Genomic DNA, 696 nt, shown 5'->3' on the forward strand with positions numbered 1-696 from the left:
CGGCGTCGCCGCCGCGCCCGGCGGCCCCGGAGCCCCGCGACGCCTGGGAGACGGTACGCGTGGCCCGGCATCCCGGCCGGCCGACCACGCTCGACTACCTGGAGACCGCGTTCGACGGGTTCGTCGAGCTGCACGGCGACCGGCTCGGCGCGGACTGCCCGGCGATCGTCGGCGGCGTCGCCCGCCTGGACGGGCGGCCGGTGATGGTGATCGGCCACCAGAAGGGACACACCACGGCCGAGCTGGTGGCCCGCAACTTCGGCATGGCCAGCCCGGCCGGGCACCGCAAGGCGTTGCGGCTGGCGCGCCTGGCGGCCCGGCTCCGGTTGCCCGTGGTGACGCTGGTGGACACGCCGGGCGCCGACCCGGGGGTGACCGCCGAGCAGCAGGGGCAGGCGGCGGCGATCGCGGAGAACATCCTCGCGATGAGTGTCCTGCCCACCCCGGTCGTCGCGGTGGTCACCGGCGAGGGCGGCAGCGGTGGCGCGCTGGCGCTCGCGGTCGCCGACCGGGTGCTCATGCTGGAGCACGCCGTCTACTCGGTGATCAGCCCGGAGGGCTGCGCCGCGATCCTCTGGCCGGACAGCTCCGCCGCCCCGCAGGCCGCGCGGGCGTTGCGCCTCACCGGCGCCGACCTGTGCCGGCTCGGCGTGGTCGACGAGCTGGTGCCCGAGCCGTACCCGGCCGCGCACGGCG

1 protein-coding gene is annotated in these 696 nt (G+C 77.4%); it reads left to right on the forward strand.

The window, feature by feature from the left end:
* Positions 1–696 (forward strand): acetyl-CoA carboxylase carboxyl transferase subunit alpha (accA, locus tag HUW36_RS33825; RefSeq protein ID WP_174531697.1); only part of this gene is annotated, 696 nt, incomplete at both ends.

This window comes from Micromonospora maritima, from assembly GCF_902825405.1.
GTDB lineage: Bacteria > Actinomycetota > Actinomycetes > Mycobacteriales > Micromonosporaceae > Micromonospora > Micromonospora maritima.